The 17766-nt window shown below is 33.3% G+C and carries 14 protein-coding genes; 11 read left to right on the forward strand and 3 right to left on the reverse strand.

The window, feature by feature from the left end:
• Nucleotides 1-23 precede the first annotated feature (23 nt).
• Nucleotides 24-1814 carry an SLC13 family permease gene (locus ABS764_RS11710; RefSeq protein ID WP_408081985.1) on the reverse strand — a complete coding sequence of 597 codons (1791 nt, stop codon included), beginning with the start codon at nt 1812-1814 and terminating at the stop codon, nt 24-26.
• Between the two features lie 232 nt (nt 1815-2046).
• Between ABS764_RS11710 and ABS764_RS11715 the strand changes: the two genes are divergently transcribed.
• The gene (locus ABS764_RS11715) at nt 2047-3045 is read left to right on the forward strand and encodes a bile acid:sodium symporter family protein (RefSeq protein WP_408081986.1); all 999 of its coding nucleotides are present in this window, start codon (nt 2047-2049) and stop codon (nt 3043-3045) included.
• 80 nt (nt 3046-3125) lie between these two features.
• On the opposite strand, the gene ABS764_RS11720 is transcribed toward ABS764_RS11715, so the two are convergent.
• On the reverse strand, nt 3126-3683 hold the full coding sequence (locus ABS764_RS11720; protein ID WP_408081987.1) for a DUF4494 domain-containing protein: 558 nt from the start codon (nt 3681-3683) through the stop codon (nt 3126-3128).
• Between the two features lie 178 nt (nt 3684-3861).
• Here ABS764_RS11720 and ABS764_RS11725 point away from each other — a divergent pair, with 178 nt between their 5' ends.
• The 5 genes from ABS764_RS11725 to ABS764_RS11745 all read left to right on the forward strand — a co-directional run bounded on the left by ABS764_RS11725 (nt 3862) and on the right by ABS764_RS11745 (nt 9558).
• Complete coding sequence (locus tag ABS764_RS11725) at nt 3862-4542, forward strand: 2'-5' RNA ligase family protein (RefSeq protein ID WP_408081988.1); 681 nt, start codon at nt 3862-3864, stop codon at nt 4540-4542.
• 203 nt (nt 4543-4745) lie between these two features.
• The gene (locus tag ABS764_RS11730) at nt 4746-5372 is read left to right on the forward strand and encodes a TetR/AcrR family transcriptional regulator (RefSeq protein ID WP_408081989.1); all 627 of its coding nucleotides are present in this window, start codon (nt 4746-4748) and stop codon (nt 5370-5372) included.
• Nucleotides 5362-6702 carry a TolC family protein gene (locus ABS764_RS11735; protein ID WP_408081990.1) on the forward strand — a complete coding sequence of 447 codons (1341 nt, stop codon included), beginning with the start codon at nt 5362-5364 and terminating at the stop codon, nt 6700-6702. Before ABS764_RS11730 ends, ABS764_RS11735 begins: the two co-directional genes overlap by 11 nt.
• 12 nt (nt 6703-6714) lie before the next feature.
• The gene (locus ABS764_RS11740; RefSeq protein ID WP_408081991.1) at nt 6715-7794 is read left to right on the forward strand and encodes an HlyD family secretion protein; all 1080 of its coding nucleotides are present in this window, start codon (nt 6715-6717) and stop codon (nt 7792-7794) included.
• 183 nt (nt 7795-7977) lie between these two features.
• The gene (locus ABS764_RS11745) at nt 7978-9558 is read left to right on the forward strand and encodes an MDR family MFS transporter (RefSeq protein ID WP_408081992.1); all 1581 of its coding nucleotides are present in this window, start codon (nt 7978-7980) and stop codon (nt 9556-9558) included.
• Between the two features lie 140 nt (nt 9559-9698).
• On the opposite strand, the gene yaaA is transcribed toward ABS764_RS11745, so the two are convergent.
• On the reverse strand, nt 9699-10457 hold the full coding sequence (yaaA, locus tag ABS764_RS11750; RefSeq protein WP_408081993.1) for a peroxide stress protein YaaA: 759 nt from the start codon (nt 10455-10457) through the stop codon (nt 9699-9701).
• 384 nt (nt 10458-10841) lie between these two features.
• Here yaaA and nhaA point away from each other — a divergent pair, with 384 nt between their 5' ends.
• The 5 genes from nhaA to hemN all read left to right on the forward strand — a co-directional run bounded on the left by nhaA (nt 10842) and on the right by hemN (nt 17697).
• Nucleotides 10842-12014, forward strand: a complete 1173-nt coding sequence (gene nhaA, locus ABS764_RS11755; protein ID WP_408081994.1) for a Na+/H+ antiporter NhaA — start codon at nt 10842-10844, stop codon at nt 12012-12014.
• Nucleotides 11998-13326 (forward strand): TIGR00341 family protein, encoded by a 1329-nt coding sequence (locus ABS764_RS11760; protein ID WP_408081995.1) that lies wholly within the window; start codon nt 11998-12000, stop codon nt 13324-13326. The genes nhaA and ABS764_RS11760 overlap by 17 nt, the downstream gene beginning before the upstream one ends.
• 2 nt (nt 13327-13328) lie before the next feature.
• Entirely contained in the window at nt 13329-13943 is a 615-nt protein-coding gene (locus tag ABS764_RS11765; RefSeq protein WP_408081996.1) for an alpha-ketoglutarate-dependent dioxygenase AlkB family protein, read from the forward strand.
• Nucleotides 13944-14176: 233 nt separating this feature from the next.
• Nucleotides 14177-16138 carry a DUF349 domain-containing protein gene (locus tag ABS764_RS11770; protein WP_408081997.1) on the forward strand — a complete coding sequence of 654 codons (1962 nt, stop codon included), beginning with the start codon at nt 14177-14179 and terminating at the stop codon, nt 16136-16138.
• A 194-nt stretch (nt 16139-16332) separates the two neighbouring features.
• Nucleotides 16333-17697, forward strand: coding sequence for an oxygen-independent coproporphyrinogen III oxidase (gene hemN / locus ABS764_RS11775; protein ID WP_408081998.1), 1365 nt, complete (start codon nt 16333-16335; stop codon nt 17695-17697).
• Nucleotides 17698-17766: the final 69 nt, after the last annotated feature.

Below are 17766 nucleotides of genomic sequence, written 5' to 3' on the forward strand. Positions count from 1 at the left end.
CTCCTTTAGCAGTAAAATCTATTTTACAAATACAAAAATGGCAATAAAAAAGAAGCTAAAACTAACAATACAACTGACAGAATACTTCCAATTATTAAAAAATGCCTGAACTTATAAATTCCTAAACCATAAATAATTGCATTAGTCTGATATCCCATTGGAGTATAAAAACTAAAATTAGCTCCGAACATCACCGCATATAATAGAGGTTTGGGATCCATATTCAATTTTGCTGCGATTGCTATAACAATGGGTGCAATTATAATTGCTGTGGCATTGTTAGATACGAATCCGCTCATCAGCATCGTAAAAGCAAAAATAATAGATATAATTACAGAAGCAGGAACGGACTTTAACACCAGATACAAATAATTAGCAATAAACATATCCGTTCCGGTATTGTGCATCGCAATTCCTAAGGGTATCATACCTGCTAATAAAAAAATGACCTGCCAGTTGATCCCTGTATAAGCATCTTTTAACTGAATACAGCCCGAAAACAGACACAAAGCAACTCCAAGAATACAACTCTTCAGAATAGAAAAAGTATTTGTTGCCGACAGTACAATTACCAGTAAAATAGCAATAAAAGAAATTATTTTTTTATAAGTTGGAATACGCGGATTAGTGATTACTGTATTAGCAAAAAGCAAATTATTATTGTTTGCAATTTTCTGAATCTCCGGTAAACTTCCTGTAAGTAAAACACGGTTGCCGGGAATGATAAATTTTTTAGAAAATATTTTTTTAAAATAATTATCATGATGCGAGCGCTTCTTATCACTGCTGATTCCTTTTACATATACATTATCGGGCAGCGTATCATTAAACTCTTCAATAGACATATTAATAAAGCGGGAGTTGGGTAAAATAATAACCTCATGGTATTCATTTGTAAAATGCTCTTCGATTAAATCCTGATCAACTCCTAAAATATTTAATCCCAGACTTTCAGTTTGTGCTGTTAAATCTTCTAAAGTTAAATCCAGCCAGAGAATATCATTTTCCTGTAGGACTTCTGATTTTAAATCGCTTTTTAAATGGCGTTTTCCACGTTGTACTTTAATTAAACGAATATCATTTTCATCCCAGATTTCAGTTTCAGAAGCTTTTTTACCTATTAATCGTGAACCCGATTTAATTTTTACAGCAGTGATATAACCAAATTTATTATGAATATCAATCTTTTCTTCGTTTGGCGTCTTAGGTAAAAATTTATTGGCCAGAATATAAATAATAGGAATTGAAACCAGTAAAAAGATAACTCCTGCAATTGAAAATTCAAAAAATTCAAAACGCCCTATTCCGCTTTTTCTTGAAATATCTGAAACAATCAGATTCGTACTGGTTCCCATCAAAGTACAACTACCACCTAAGATTCCTGCAAAAGAAATGGGTAAAAGCACTTTAGAACGATCTATTTTCCCCAGTTTATCCAGTTCATTTACCAATTTTATAAAAATAATTACAACGGCTGTGGTGGCGATAAATCCTGAGAAAAAGCCAACAGTCATCATTAATAAAGGTAAAAAAATCCAAATGGGTAATTTTTTAACAATCGGAATAATTTTTTGAGCCATTAAAGAAACCACCCCATTTTTTTCTAAACTGATAGCGATAATCATCAGACACAAAATGGTTAGAACAGCATTATCCGAAAAACCTGAAATCGCTTCTTCAGGTGTAACTACACCGGTAATTAACAGACTTGATAATATAAAAAAAGCCGTTTTATCCACCGTAAATTTTTCGCTTATAAACAAAGCAAATGCTATAAGCAAAATTCCTGTTACAATGGCTATAGAGAGAGTCATGACTTTTTATATTAGAAAAATAAAAGTATTCCTTATTACATCTTTTAAAGTTATAGAATTTTTTACAAATCTTATATTTAAAAACTTAATTACTGCATATTTTTTAATTTGACTGCTTTGATATGGGATATTATTTGTAAAACAGTTAAAAACCTCACAAAATCAGCTATCAAGTCACATCCTTTTTTTAGCAGTTTTTTATCTTTGCGTCTTCTACAATGAAATAATTAGTATGAAATTTAAAATTGACAAGTTTGTTCTTTCCATAATAATAGTCGTAATTGCCGCTTATCTGTTCCCAGAATTGGGAGGAAAATCCGGTCCGTTGCCACTGGAGCGTATCGGGAGTATTGGAATTTCTTTAATCTTTTTTTTCTATGGACTCAAACTCAGCCCTGAAAAAACCAAATCAGGATTAAAAAACTGGAAATTACATCTGGTGATACAAACCTGTACTTTTTTACTGTTTCCTTTAATTGTATTGTGTTTTTATCCCTTATTACAAACTGAAAACGACAGGAATATCTGGATTGCTTTTTTATTTCTGGCCTCATTGCCTTCCACCGTTTCTTCTTCGGTCGTAATGGTTTCTATAGCCAGAGGAAATATCCCTGCTGCTATATTTAATGCCAGTATTTCAGGATTAATAGGGATTGTTGTTACACCCCTCTGGCTGGGTCTTTTTCTGAACAACAGCGGTGCTAATTATGATTTAGGCGAAATTTACAGTAAACTCATCACCGAAGTTGTAATTCCGGTAGTTTTGGGATTATTACTGCATCGGTACTGGGGTACTTTAGCCCAAAAATACAATGATTACCTGACTTTTTTTGACAAATCAATTATTCTGTTAATTATTTATAAGAGTTTTTGCAGCTCTTTTGAGGAAAATGTTTTTAGCGGAATAGATGCATTTGAATTAGTACTGATTGCTCTTGCTGTTTTCGGATTATTTTATGTTGTTTATTTTCTGACCGGTTTTGTGAGTAACAGACTTGAATTTAGTACCGAAGATAAAATTACAGCCCAGTTTTGCGGTACTAAAAAATCCTTAGTCCACGGAACCGTATTTGCCAAAATATTATTTCCTAATCCAAGTGCAATGGGAATAATTTTATTACCCATCATGCTTTTTCATGCTTCCCAGATTTTTATCATCAGCTTTCTTGCCAGCTCTATCAGCACCCGAAAAGAAGAAAACAAGCTGTCTTATGTCGTAGAAAATAAGTAACAACAATAAAAAAATCGCAAATCACAATTCCGTTTTGGGATTTATGATTTGCGATTTATATTTTTTTTTCAAATTGTTTTTTATAAAACAGACTCTTCTTCTTCCTCAACTGCAAATTCCATAGGATCTTCCGTTTCTGAAATAATTTCCGGTTTAGAAGCTTTCAGTGTGTTGAATTTTTCCAATTGCTCCAGCTCATCTTCATCGCCACTGAAATAAGGAAAAACATCCATTACAGGCGATTCAGAAATTGCAGGAATAGTATAATCACCCATGGTTCCTTTCATGGCAGAAACCGTATTATCATATGCTTCTTTTACATCATTGGCCTGCACTAAAAAATACATATTGGTCTTGCGTTCTTTACCACTTTCTTCATCATAAGCCAGTAATGAAATCTTCGATTTAAACCAGCGGTCGGCATTTTCAAAGGGATGAATTTCGGCATAATTAGCAACTTTAATATTCGCTATTTTGAATTCTTCGCTTACAAAAGCCTTCATCTCTTCATTCATTCTGCTTTCGGCTTCGGTAAAAGAAATAGCGTCAACTAAATATATTTCACCTACCATTTTCTGATTACCGGTTTCATCCGTTTTTCTATATTTTACTTTGCATTCGTACCAGATAGCGCTCATAATTTTCTTTTTTTAAGGATGTCAAAGATATATTTTAGGGTAAAAAAAAACGTAAATAATTCAAATAGATATTCACAATTTTGAATCAAAACGCTATACTGCTTATTTCAAAGCATTTAACTTTATATTAATTCAAACTGGGAAAAATGTTTAGTTTTGTGTATCACAATCACTCATTATGGATTTAAAGGCTCATTATAAAAAATTATTTGATCGATCTGTTCAAAATATTTTAAATAATAAATATGTGCTGGATCCAGAAATTGATTCCAACAATGACAATCGTTACGGAATTACATTACTTATTCGCCCTTCGGAAAAAGTAAAAAAGCAAATCCAGCGCTTTTTAAGTGCCTTAAAAGAAGTAGACAACAGCCAGTATTATTACCCCAATACGGATATTCATATTACTGTTCTTTCAATTATTTCCTGCCAAACCGGTTTCTCTTTAAATCAGATTAATACTGAAGAATACCTTACTGTAATTGAAGAAAATTTAGATTCCATTGCAAATCTGGAAATTCATTGCAAGGGTATTACGGCATCTGATTCGGCTGTTATGATTCAGGGATTCCCATCTGACGAAAGCTTAAATTCCTTTAGGGATTCGCTCAGAAAAGCTTTCAGTAAAACTAATCTTAAACAAAGTATTGACAGCCGCTATACTCTTTTAACTGCTCATAGTACCGTATGCCGTTTTAGAGCGCCTATTGAGAATACTGCTGAACTCATTGCGGTATTAGAAAAATACAAGCATTACGATTTTGGAACTTTTCAGGTAAATACTCTTGATTTGGTATATAATGACTGGTATCAGAGAGCCGAAAAAACTCAAATTATTCATCAGTTTAAGATTTAAAACAACTATTTATCAAGTGACTATCTGATGGCTTTTTGATAAACAAAAGCACCGCTGTCTCTAATAATAACAGCAGTTTACAAAGTTTTCTAAAAAAATAATAACAAATCACACAGTGTTAAGATTACGTTAAATAAAAATTAAACAGCTGTTTAAATTAAACACTTGTTTAATTTTGTGCTGTAATTATAAATTTATCTAAAGTGAAAACTGATTTTAATGAAAAGCAGATTCAAATTCTTCTGATAGCCGAAACGCTGTTTGCCGAAAATGGATTTGAGGGAACTTCGATAAGAACAATTGCCAAGAAAGCCGAAATCAATGTTGCCATGGTATCTTACTATTTTGGTTCAAAAGAAAAACTTTTAGAGGCTTTAATACTGTACCGCACTTCTGATTTAAAAATTCAGATAGAAAACTTATCGGTGGAAAATTTAGATCCTGTTGAAAAAATTGACAAATTAATCGAATTGTATGTCAATCGAATCCGATGCAATAAAGGAATTTACAGAATCCTGCATTTTGAATTTTCTTCAGAAGAGAAAGAAGACAAAATGAAGCTCTTAAATGAAGTCCGTGACCGGAATTTAAAATCACTCGAAACCATTATTCATGAAGGTCAGGCGAAAGGAATTTTTAGAAAAGAAGTGATTATTCCGCTAATTCCTCCCACGATTATGGGTACTTTTTTCCATTTCTACATGAATAAGGATTATTTTAAAAAACTGTTAACCCTTGAAACAGACGAAGAATTCGATAATTATATTCAGACAAAACTTAAAACACACATTCAACAAACAATAAAAGCACTGCTACTATATGAAAGCTAATCATTTAATACTCTTTGGGTTTTTATTCCTGGGAATAACAGCCACAGAAGCACAGGAAAAAAAGAGTTTAACGCTCGACCAAGCCATTCACCTGGCCTGGGAGAAAAGCAATGAGGTAAATTTAGCCAATGCCAAAGTAACGACTAAAAAATACGAGTTGCAATCTGTAAAAAATCATCGCTATCCCGATTTAAAAGCTTCGGCACAATACCAGCGCTTAACTAAAGCTTCTATTGATTTAAAAAATAATGGCAGCGAGAATGAGGAAAGTGGTTCAGATACTAAAGCCCCAAATGTCGACCAACTGGTTTTAGGCCAAATCAATGCCAGTTTACCGCTGTTCTCCGGTTTTAAATTACAAAACAGCATTAAAGTTTCGGATAATCTGTATAAGGCCGAAGCTGCAAATGCGTTACAAACCAAAGAAGAAACAGCCATGGAAGTAATTAATTATTATGTGGCATTGTACAAAGCACAAAAAACGGTAGAATTACTAAAGGAAAATTACAAAAGCGCTGAACAGCGTGTAAAAGACTTTACCGAGCTGGAAAAAAACGAAATCGTTCCTAAAAACGATTTACTTAAAACCCAATTACAGCTGTCTAAAGTGCAACTATCTTTAGATCAGGCTAAAAGTGATTTAAACGTGGTAAATTACAAATTAGCAAGTCTTTTAAAACTGGATACTAATACCCAGATAAGCGTTCAGGAAAGTGATTTGGCAGCTTATGAACTAAACAACATTCCCACAGATGAAAATCCGGCATTAGAAAACCGCAAAGATTTAGAGGCACTTCGCTTTCAGGAACAAGCAAGTCTTGAAAGTATAAAAGTAGCGCGAAGTGGCTACTACCCTTCTCTGTCACTTATTGCCGGTTACACCACATTAGATTTAAAAAATGTAGTAACGGTACAGAATGCGATGAATTTTGGAATTGGATTATCTTATAATATCAGTGATATTTTTAAAAACGGGACGGAAGTTAAAGTAGCAAAAAGCAAAGCAGCAGAAGTTCAGAATTCAGAAATGATGCTTACTGATTACATTAAAAATCAGGTTAAAAAAGCACTGGAAGATTATGATTTATCAGTGAAACAAAACAGCGTTTATACTCAGGCAGTAGAACAGGCAACTGAAAATTACCGAATTATAAAAGATAAATACGACAATGGCTTATCTGACACTAATGATTTACTGGAGGCCGATGTTGAACAACTGAGTGCTAAAATTAATAAAGCTGTGGCAAAAGCCAATGTGATTCAAAAATATTACAGTTTACTGGCTGTAACAGGACAATTAAACCAAACTTTCAACCTTTCTAAAATATAATTGATACCTAAAATGGAAAAGAAAAAAACAAACAAAAAATTTATCGTTATAATAGGTTCTTTAATCCTATTAGGCGTTATATATGGTTCTTATAAATACATTCATTCTCTTTCTCACGAAGAAACAGATGATGCACAAGTGGAGAAATATATGAATCCTATTATCCCAAGAGTTTCAGGATATATAAGCAAGGTGTATATCAAAGACAATGATTATGTAAAAAAAGGAGATACTCTATTTACTATTGATAAAAAAGATTATCAGTTAAAAATTGATGAAGCTAAAGCCGCATTGGCAGCAGCCGAAGGGAATTTTGAAGTATCAAAAGCAGATGTAGGGAGTATTCTGGCAAGTGTATCTGTATCGGATGCGAATGTAAAATCAGCAACCGGAAATATTGAGACCGCAAAAATTAAACTTGGTTTAGCAACAAATGATTTTAACCGTTACAGCAATTTGTACAAAAATCATACGATTACTAAACAGCAATATGAGCAGGCCTTAGCAGCGAAACAGGAAGCTGAAAATCAGGTTCGCATTTTACAACAACAACAAAGAGCCAGCGCTTTTCAAAAATCAGTTACTCAGGCCAAATCTGTTGTTTCTGACAAGCAAATTAATGTTGCTGAGGCAAATATTAAAAGAGCGGAGGCTTTGTTAGAATCGGCTAAATTAAATCTAAGTTATACCGTTGTAACAGCTGCAATTGATGGTCAGGTTTCTAAAATTGACATTCAGCCGGGACAATTAGTACAACCGGGACAATCCTTGTTTTATATCATCAATAACAATGAAGCCTGGGTTATTGCCAACTTTAAAGAAACTCAATTAAACAAAATGGTTGCAGGTCAAAAAGTAGCTTTAAAAGTAGATGCTTATCCTGATTATGAATTTAAAGGAACAGTAACATCGTTTTCACCGGCTACAGGTTCCCGTTTTTCGATTTTGCCTCCGGATAATGCTACCGGAAACTTTGTAAAAACCATTCAGCGTTTACCAGTAAAAATTAGTATCGACTCAAGCAACGACATCGAAAAAGTAAAACTACTGCGTCCGGGAATGAATGTGGATGTAGATGTGCATTTGAAATAAATATAAAAGCTAATTTAAGTTGTGTAAGTCCCAACACTTCGGGAAGAGTTCTTCTCTTTTAGCAGAACATAAAAATTAGAATAAAAACTGATTTTAGATCCATTTTGCTTTATTCTATCAGGCAAAATATCCGAACTAACGGTTTAATAAAAAACGAAATCAGAATAAAATAATACAGAATAAATGGTACTAGCAGATGACGATTTAGTAGAATATGGCTTTAGAAGAGTAATCATAACAATTACAGCTGTGCTATGTGCCCTGCTGGAAATTGTAGATACTACTATTGTCAATGTGGCTCTGACTAATATGAGGGGAAGCCTGGGAGCCACTTTAACAGATGTTGCCTGGGTAATTACGGCCTATGCAATTGCAAATGTTATTGTAATCCCGATGACAAGCTGGCTTTCGCAACAATTTGGAAGACGTAATTATTTTGCTGTTTCTATCATTATATTTACTATTTCTTCTTTCTTGTGCGGAAATGCCACAAATATATGGGAATTAGTAGCTTTCCGGTTTGTACAGGGTTTGGGAGGTGGCGCTCTGCTGGTAACCGCACAAACCATCATTACCGAAAGTTATCCCATTACTAAGCGCGGAATGGCTCAGGCTATTTACGGAATGGGTGTAATTGTAGGACCTACACTGGGTCCGCCATTAGGTGGTTATCTGGTAGATAATTTTTCATGGCCTTACATTTTTTACATCAATATTCCATTGGGAATTATTGCGACACTTTTGACACTTACATTTGTCAGAAGCCCTAAATATGGTGAGAAATTAAAATCCAATCAGGTCGATTGGTACGGAATTATTCTGCTGGCTACTTTTATTGGTTCGTTACAGTTTGTATTAGAACACGGGCAACAGGATGACTGGTTTAATGATGATTTGATTGTAACGCTGAGTGTTGTTTCTTTATTTGGATTAATCCTCTTTATCTGGAGACAATTAGTATACAAATATCCAATTGTGAATTTAAGTGTACTAAAAGACGGAAATTTACGCATAGGAACCGTCATGAGTTTCATTATGGGATTCGGTTTATATGGTTCTACATTAATTATCCCTATTTACACGCAATCCATATTAGGCTGGACTGCCACAGATGCCGGTTTGTTATTAATTCCCGGATCGATTACAACAGCCATCATGATGCCTTTCGTGGGTAAAATGATTCAAAGAGGTGTTCCGCAGGGATATATGGTTGCGGGAGGTTTTCTGGTGTTCTTTATTTTTACACTGCTCATGTATTATAACATGACTCCTGACACCGGAGTCGAACATATGTACTGGCCTTTAATTCTGAGGGGAGTTGGTTTAGGATTACTTTTTGTACCCATTACCACATTATCACTTTCCACACTTAAAGGAAAAAACATTGGCGAAGGAGCAGCATTTACAGGAATGATGCGACAATTAGGAGGTTCTTTTGGTATTGCTATTATAACCACTTTTATCACCAGATTGAGTCAAATGCATCGAGTAAATCTTGTTTCTAACTTAGACGGCAGCAATTTTGCCGTACAGGAAAGACTAAATCAGCTGCAAAAAGGTTTTATGGCTAAGGGATACTCTGTAAATGAATCTTTGAAAAAGGCTTATGAAGTACTTGATTTTTCGGTTATGAAACAAAGTACAGTATTGGCTTACATGGATATTTTCCTGTATCTGGGTTTGCTTTTTTTATGCTGTATTCCTATTATTTTATTTATTAAAAAAGGAAATAACAAAATCAATCCTGCTGATGCAATGCATTAATATGGATTTTTGAATTTAGAACTTAGAATTTGATTTATTGAAAAAATTCCGAATTGCACTATTTATTAAAGTGCAATTCGGAATTTTTTATAACTACTATCTTTACTCTTTCTTCTTTCTTCTTTCTTCTTGCCTTTATTCTACCTTGTAAAAACCAAATGATTTCCTTTGGACAAATTAGCATCAAACTGATAGCCTTCATAATTAAATCCTTTTAAATCATCAATAGTTTCGGCATTCGTATCAATAATATAACGCACCATCATTCCTCTGGCTTTTTTAGCAAAAAAACTAATCATTTTCAGCTTTCCATCTTTATAATCTTTAAAATCAGGAGTGATTACAGGCACTTTCAAAGCTTTTACATCAATTGCAGAAAAATACTCATTACTGGCTAAATTGATAAACAACTCTCCTTTTTTCAGTTCTTTATTGAGCGAATGTGTCAATGTTGTTTTCCAAAAATCATACAGATTTTTTTGTTCACCAACAGCGAGTTTTGTTCCCATTTCCAATCGGTATGCCTGCATGAGATCCAAAGGCTTTAAAATACCGTATAAACCGGACAGAATTCTTAATTTGTCCTGAAGCACATCTAATTTTTCTACCGGAATCGTGTAAGCATCTAAACCGGTGTACACATCACCGTCAAAAGTATATACTGCCGGACGCGCATTTTCGGGCGTGAAAGGCGTTTTCCATTCTTTATTACGCTGCCAGTTTAAGTCGGCTAATTTATCTGAAATAGCCATTAAATCAGATAAATCTTTGGGTGATTGCTGTTTTAATACTTTATGAATTTGTCTGGATTCTTTCAGGAATGCAGGTTGCGTAAATTCTGCTGTAGGCAGTTCCGTTTCAAAATTTAATGATTTGGCGGGTGATAGTACTATTTTCATAAGTAGTGGTAGCATTTTTTTATCGATTCCAAAAATACTACATTGATTATAAATTAGCAGTCAGATTGGAATAGTTTTAATCTAATATCCTATAAAAACCTTCTATAAAAGGATTAAGGTACTTATTTCAAAGACTTTAAAATTTCATAACTATTTCTTTTTGAAAGTTTTTTTAAATATTCCTTACTAAATTGATAAAAAAACTAAAGGCAATTTTTCATTTTAATATTTTATCTGTGTATAAAGTGACTAATATTATGTTTTTAACAGCATATTTTTAATAGATATTTCGTTATTTTTGCATATCTCTACATTTTTAATAAATATTAAAGCCATTTAAATCATTTCTTTAACTAAATGATAAAATAACAAAAGTAACAACACATGAAAAAAACAATTAAGCGCCTGTACAAATCAGAACTTTTTACGGAATTTTTTGATAATGAAAAATCAAGTGGACTTGTTTTAATTGGCTGTACTATAATTTCATTAATACTTGCTAATTCAATTTTTTCAGACCAATATCTTCATACCTGGCACATGAAAATAGGAACGCAGAGTCTGGAATACTGGATTAACGATGGTTTAATGACTATTTTCTTTTTACTTATCGGATTAGAATTAGAACGCGAAATTTATCTGGGCGAATTGTCTAATATTAAGGAAGCTTTATTACCTATTTTTGCTGCACTGGGAGGAATGCTGGTTCCTGCAGGGCTCTATTTACTGCTTAATTACGGGACATTGGCACAATCAGGAGCAGGAATCCCGATGGCTACTGATATTGCTTTTGCTCTGGGAGTGCTTTCCTTACTGGGCAACCGCGTACCATTGTCTTTAAAAGTTTTCTTAACAGCTCTGGCCGTTATTGATGATTTGGGAGCTATACTTGTTATTGCTGTTTTTTATACTAAAACTATTCTATGGATCAATTTAGCCATTGCTTTGGGAATTTTATTGTTCTTATTCATTCTTAACAGGATGAAAATAAAAAACTTAATCCCATATCTTATCGGTGGGGTAATCATGTGGTATTTTATGCTGAATTCCGGAATTCATGCTACAATTACGGGTGTATTAATCGCCTTTGTTATTCCTTTTGGAGACGGAACAAAAAAATCTGTTTCTTATAAATTGCAACATTTTTTACACAAACCGGTAGCCTTTATTATTTTACCGCTGTTTGCGCTAGCCAATACAGCCATTGTCTTAGGATCAGATATTGTAGAGACTTTGAGTTTACATTACAGTATCGGAATTATGCTGGGACTGATTGTTGGTAAGCCCTTAGGTATAGCATTATTTAGTTTTCTCGCTGTTTCAATAGGTCTGTGCAAACTGCCTGGTGATTTAAACTGGAAAACTATTATCAGTGTTGGTTTTTTAGGAGGTATTGGTTTTACAATGTCAATTTTTGTTACTTTATTAGCTTTTGATGATCATCGTATAATAAATAATGCTAAATTTATAATTCTGCTGTCTTCTTTAACGGCAGGTTGTATTGGTTTTATGTTATTAAAATATAATTTAAAGAAAAGTAATGAAATCCATAATTAGAAAGTTTTTTGATTATATAAACCTTGCTAAGGGTGAAGATGATAAGTCTAAAGTTTTAGATAATGTAAAAGTAAATATATCGTTTCGGGGAGCCAATTTATGGATTTTAGCCTGTGCGATTGCAGTTGCATCGATTGGATTAAATGTCAATTCGGCCGCTGTAATCATTGGAGCGATGCTTATTTCTCCTTTGATGGGACCTATTGTAGGAGCAGGTTTCGGACTTGGAACCTATGATTTTGAACTCCTTAAAAGATCCCTGAAAAATCTTTTAATTGCTACTATTGCCGGACTGGTCGTTTCTACTATTTATTTTTATATCAGTCCGTTTAAAGAAGCACAGCCGGAACTTTTATCCCGTACTTCACCTAATATCTATGATATTCTGATTGCGTTTTTTGGTGGTCTGGTTGGAGTAATTGCAATAACCCGGGTTGAAAAAGGTAATCCAATTCCCGGTGTGGCAATTGCAACTGCTTTAATGCCTCCTCTTTGTACTGCCGGATACGGATTAGCAACCGGTGGTTACAAATTCTTTTTCGGAGCGATGTACCTCTACTCCATCAACTGTGTATTCATTTGTATATCCACATTTTTAATTGTTAAATACCTGAAATATCCAATAAAAAAACAATTGGATGAAAAGCTTCAGAAAAAAGTAAAATACTATATCAGTACAGTGATCACTATTGTGCTTTTGCCAAGTATTTATTTTGCGTATCAGTTATTTGAAGAGAAAAAATACCAGCAACAAATTGATATTTTTACAGAAAAAGAATTTAATGAAAAAGGAATTACTGTGGTCTATAAAAAAACACAGTTCAATAAAAGTCCCAAAATTCTGGAATTGGGTTTTTTGTCCAAACGTTTTAGCGATGCCGAAATAAAAGCACTCAACCAAAGCCTCCCTGATTATGAATTAAACAACACCAAATTAGTTATAAAACAAGACACCACTGATTTGAAAAGTGATATTTTAAACGAAATTAATTTTAACAAATCTGCTTTAAGCCAGAAAGATGTTACTATTCTGAACTTAAAAAAACAAATTGCATTCAATCATTTTGACAATAATGAACTCCTTGCCGAAATGAAAATATTATTTCCTGACATACAAAACATTTCGATTTCAAACCATACTTTTAATGAAAAAACGGATAGTACTAAAACAGTTCCGGTCCTTATCTATAAAAGTAAAAACGAATTTGAGAAACAAGAGCTCGATAAAATAATGCAATGGCTAAAACAGCGCTTAACTAAAAAAGAAATTGAAGTATACCGCCAACCCAATATTTCTAAAGATTCAAAATAAAAATGGATTTATTCAGTGCAGCATCCGAATATGACCCAAACACCAATCTTTTGCCCGTAGATGGTACGGTATTGTATTATGGTAAAATAATGGATTACGCTGAAGCCGAATTCTACTACCACCGTTTACTGGAAAGTATCGAATGGAAAAATGATGAAGCTGTTATTTTTGGAAAACTGATTATTACCAAAAGAAAAGTGGCCTGGTATGGCGATAGTAATTTTAAATACAGCTATTCAAATACCACCAAAGAAGCGCTTGCATGGACAAGTGAACTCAGGGAATTAAAATTATTAACCGAACAGATAACAGGCGAAACCTATAATTCCTGTCTGCTCAATTTATATCACAATGGTGATGAAGGTATGGCGTGGCATAGCGATGGAGAAAAAGATTTAAAGAAAAACGGTGCCATTGCTTCACTAAGTTTTGGGGCACAAAGAAAATTTGCATTCAAACACAAAACCACTAAAGAAACCGTTTCACTAATACTTGAACAAGGAAGTCTTTTAGTAATGAAAGGTACTACGCAAACCCATTGGCTGCATCGGTTACCCCCGTCTAAAAAAATAAATAAACCCCGAATTAACCTGACTTTCAGAACTATTGTTATTTAAGATTACTGTCTTTATATCAGTTTGTGAATAATAGCTGACAAAAGGAAACCACATTAAAAACATCGTACTGCTTATACTGAATTATTAAAAAAAAGTGGCTTATTTTCTTAAAAAACACCACTTTTTTTTACAACATCAACGATAAACAATGGTTTTATTTTGATTTTCAGCAGACCTTTACTATCTTTCCAAGCGATTTAACCAATTATAATGAACCCTTAAACATTTTAAAAATGTTAGAAGAAACGAATGATAACCTGTCCGGGCCAGAAGTACGGACAGACGGAAATTTAGCCACTGATATTCAGGAAAACTCGAATAATGAAACGGCTAAAAATGAAACAGCAACAGATATCGAAGAATCAAATTCATTATCAAAAAGACAACAGGCTTTAAATGAAATTGAAGCTTCAAACGCTGAAGAACATGAAGACGAAACCTTAAAAGCCCGTCATGAAATTCCTATGCCTGATTATGAGACTTTCTCTATGGAAGTATTAGTTGATGAACTGCAAAAGCTGGTTACCAATGAAAAAGTAATGTCAATACGGGATCATGTTGAGGAAATCAAAAAAGCTTTTTTATCAAAATACAATCATTTTATTGAAGAGAAAAAAGAGGAATTTCAAGCTGAAAACCCTGAAAGTACCGAAGAATTTGAATACCATTTTCCCTTAAAAACAAAATTTGATCAGTTTTATACTTTATACAAAGACAACAAACACACACACTTTAAAAGTCTTGAGAATAATTTAAAAAATAATTTAGCTACGCGATTAGCTATTGTAGAAGAACTAAAAGAACTCATTAATCCTAATGAAAATATTAAGGATACCTTAAAAAGTTTCAATGAATTAAGAGAGCGCTGGAAAAATGCAGGTCCGATTCCTAAGGATAAATACAATCACGTGTGGAATAATTATCATTTTCATATAGAGAATTTTTATGATTATCTGCACTTAGACAGAGAAGCCAGAGACCTGGATTTCAAGCACAATTTAGAGCTTAAACAAAAAATCATTTCCCGCGTGGAAGAATTGCTTCAGGAGCAGGATATCAACAAAGCATTCAGAGAATTACAGGATTTACACCGTATATGGAAAGAAGATATAGGTCCTGTTTCCAGAGAACATCGTGATGAAATATGGAATCAGTTTAGTGATTTAACTAAGAAAATGCATGACAAACGCGAAGTTCTTTTTGAAAAAATAAGAGGAACGGAACAGGAAAATCTGGAAAAAAAGAATTCTATTATTGCCCAGATTGAAGAATTAGGGACTATAAAAGTAAATGCACATTCTCAATGGCTCGTTCAGATTGAGAAAGTAGAAGCCTTAAGAAATGCTTTCTTTTCTACCGGAAAAGTACCTTCGGAAGTGAATGAAGCTACCTGGTCTGCCTTTAAAATTGCGGTTAGAAATTTTAATTCTTTTAAAAACTCTTTTTACAAGGATATTAAGAAGGAACAAAATGAAAATCTGAATAAAAAAAATGCACTGGTAGCCAAAGCAAATGAATTAAAAGAAAGCGAAGATTTTTCAGCAACAACACCAATCATGAAACAAATTCAGGAAGATTGGAAAAAAATAGGACATGTTCCAAGAAAATATTCTGATAAAGTCTGGACTGAGTTTAAAGAAGCCTGTAATCATTACTTTAATCGTTTAAAAGAACAAAGAAATGAGCACAATGCGGAAGAGATGGAAGCTTTTGACAAAAAGAAAGAATATCTGGAAACCATCAAAGAATTTCAGCTCGCTGGTGATCATAAAACCGATTTAGATGCTATCAAACAGCATATTGAAAACTGGAAAAATCTGGGTAGAGTTCCTTACACCAGAAGACATATTGAAGGAAAGTTCAACAAAATATTAGATGCCCTTTTTGACAAACTCAGTTTGAGTAAAAAAGATTCCGATATGATGCGTTTTACCAATAAAATAGAAAACCTTTCGGAAAATAATGACAACAGAAAATTAGAAAACGAAAAGATTTTTATCATCCGCAAAATTGAAGAAGTCCAAAATGAAATTTTCCAGTTGGAAAACAACATTCAGTTTTTTACAAATACTAAAAATGCTAAAAAGGAAAATTCAATTGTTTTAGAAGTCCGAAAAAATATTGCTATCCACAAAGAAAGTTTAGAAACCTGGAAAGAAAAACTAAAACAACTTAGAAATCTGAATCAGGAGTAGTCCAAGAAGTCAGAAATGTAAAAAATATGCAGAAGCATGATAAAACCAGGCAATTTTCAAATTTGAAAAATTGCCTGGTTTTTTTTATACCATTTTTGACTACTTCACTCTATAACTAACTTCTTGCTTTCATGATAATTGTCATTTTTATTTGCTGTAATGCATATTATTTTTGAATTATAAAAATACTTATCATGAACAATTCATTGATTCAAAAATACAATGTACCCGGTCCGCGCTATACCAGTTATCCCACTGTTCCCTACTGGAACGAAACTGATTTTACATATCAGGACTGGATTACAACTTTTAGAAAATCATTTGCTGAGAGCAATGCTACAGAAGGAATCAGCTTGTACATTCATCTTCCGTTTTGCGAAAGTCTGTGTACATTTTGTGGCTGCAATAAACGTATTACTAAAAATCATAATGTAGAATCCGTTTACATTCAGGCTGTTTTGAAAGAATGGCGTCTTTACAGCAAACTTCTGAATGAAAAACCCATTATCAAAGAAATTCATCGGGGCGGCGGAACACCTACTTTTTTTTCAACAAAAAGCCTGGAAGATTTAATCAACGGTATTTTTGCTTACGCCGATAAAGCTGAAAATTATGAATTTAGTTTTGAAGGACATCCCAACAATACAACGTATGCACATTTGCAAAAACTCTATGATTTAGGTTTTAGAAGAGTCAGTTTTGGGGTTCAGGATTATTCTGAAAAAGTACAGAAAGCTATCCATCGCGAACAGCCTTTTCACAATGTTGCTAAAGTTACTTTCTGGGCAAGAGAAATAGGTTATACCTCTGTTGGGCATGATATTATTTTTGGATTACCTTTTCAGAAAACAGAAGATATTGTGGATACAATAGAAAAAACAAAATCATTACAGCCCGACCGTCTGGCTTTTTACAGCTATGCTCATGTGCCGTGGATTAAAGGAAATGGTCAGCGTGGTTTTAAAGATGAGGATATTCCTAAAAATCAGGAAAAAAGAATTTTGTACCAAGTGGGAAAAGAATTATTACTCAAAAATGGGTATTTCGAAATAGGTATGGATCATTTTGCATTAGAAACCGATAGTCTGTATCAATCTTTGCAAAAAGGTCAGCTGCATCGTAATTTTATGGGATACAGTTCGTCAAAAACCCAATTAATGATTGGTTTAGGTGTTTCGTCTATTAGTGACAGCTGGTATAGTTTTGCACAAAATGAGAAAAACCTGGATGATTATTACCAACTTTTAGAATGGGATCAACTTCCTGTTTTCAGAGGTCATTTGTTAACGAATGAAGATCTGATTATTAGAAAACATATTCTGAACCTCATGTGTCATTTTGAAACCAGCTGGGATACTAATGAAACTTATTTTAAAGAAATAAGAGAAATTTTAGGACAACTGAAAGAAATGCAGCAGGACGGAATCCTTATAATCAGAGAAAACGGAATCCAGGTAACAGATAAAGGCAAAGCTTTTGTTAGAAATATTTGTATGGCATTTGATTTACATTTAAAACGAAAAGCACCCGAAACTGCTTTGTTTTCTATGACAGTTTAAATTAAAATCAATTTTTATGAACTAGAAATTACTTAGTTGATATTTTACTTATCTTAGAACAATTAAAAT

Origin of the sequence: Flavobacterium plantiphilum (assembly GCF_046000495.1) — a bacterium.
In the GTDB taxonomy this organism is placed as follows: domain Bacteria; phylum Bacteroidota; class Bacteroidia; order Flavobacteriales; family Flavobacteriaceae; genus Flavobacterium; species Flavobacterium plantiphilum.

Coding starts and splice junctions, on each gene's coding strand:
- ABS764_RS11710 (WP_408081985.1), bottom strand. CDS start 1,814: ATGACTCTCTCTATAGCCATTGTAACAGGAATTTTGCTTATAGCATTT.
- ABS764_RS11715 (WP_408081986.1), top strand. CDS start 2,047: ATGAAATTTAAAATTGACAAGTTTGTTCTTTCCATAATAATAGTCGTA.
- ABS764_RS11720 (WP_408081987.1), bottom strand. CDS start 3,683: ATGAGCGCTATCTGGTACGAATGCAAAGTAAAATATAGAAAAACGGAT.
- ABS764_RS11725 (WP_408081988.1), top strand. CDS start 3,862: ATGGATTTAAAGGCTCATTATAAAAAATTATTTGATCGATCTGTTCAA.
- ABS764_RS11735 (WP_408081990.1), top strand. CDS start 5,362: ATGAAAGCTAATCATTTAATACTCTTTGGGTTTTTATTCCTGGGAATA.
- ABS764_RS11740 (WP_408081991.1), top strand. CDS start 6,715: ATGGAAAAGAAAAAAACAAACAAAAAATTTATCGTTATAATAGGTTCT.
- ABS764_RS11745 (WP_408081992.1), top strand. CDS start 7,978: ATGGTACTAGCAGATGACGATTTAGTAGAATATGGCTTTAGAAGAGTA.
- yaaA (WP_408081993.1), bottom strand. CDS start 10,457: ATGAAAATAGTACTATCACCCGCCAAATCATTAAATTTTGAAACGGAA.
- nhaA (WP_408081994.1), top strand. CDS start 10,842: ATGAAAAAAACAATTAAGCGCCTGTACAAATCAGAACTTTTTACGGAA.
- ABS764_RS11760 (WP_408081995.1), top strand. CDS start 11,998: ATGAAATCCATAATTAGAAAGTTTTTTGATTATATAAACCTTGCTAAG.
- ABS764_RS11765 (WP_408081996.1), top strand. CDS start 13,329: ATGGATTTATTCAGTGCAGCATCCGAATATGACCCAAACACCAATCTT.
- ABS764_RS11770 (WP_408081997.1), top strand. CDS start 14,177: ATGTTAGAAGAAACGAATGATAACCTGTCCGGGCCAGAAGTACGGACA.
- hemN (WP_408081998.1), top strand. CDS start 16,333: ATGAACAATTCATTGATTCAAAAATACAATGTACCCGGTCCGCGCTAT.